Consider the following 342-nt stretch of genomic DNA (forward strand, 5'->3'; position numbering starts at 1 on the left):
ACCAGAAAAACATGCTTACCCGCGCGCAGGGATCAGCAGCTCCGCCTCGCCGTCGATCACCACCGTGTCGCCGCAGCTGCACACTGTCGAAAACACCACCCGGCGCTTCTCCACCTTGAGCTCCTTCACCGTCACCCGCGCCACCACCGTCTGGCCAATCTTCACCGGCGCCTTGAACTTCAGGCTCTGCGACAGATAGATGCACCCCGGGCCAGGCAGCCGCATGCCGAAAACCGCCGAAATCAGACCCGCCGAAAGCATCCCGTGCGCAATCCGCCCCCCAAACATCGTGCTCGCCGCAAATTCCTCGTCAAGATGAACCGGATTCGTGTCACCAGAAAC

Annotated in this window: 1 protein-coding gene; it reads right to left on the reverse strand. The window is 61.7% G+C overall.

The genetic code is table 11. The features are described from left to right. Positions 1 to 15 precede the first annotated feature (15 nt). A partial coding sequence (locus C666_RS19195; RefSeq protein ID WP_039919653.1) for a MaoC family dehydratase occupies positions 16 to 342 on the reverse strand: 327 nt, incomplete at its 5' end.

Source organism: Thauera linaloolentis 47Lol = DSM 12138 (genome assembly GCF_000310205.1).
Taxonomy (GTDB): Bacteria; Pseudomonadota; Gammaproteobacteria; order Burkholderiales; family Rhodocyclaceae; genus Thauera; species Thauera linaloolentis.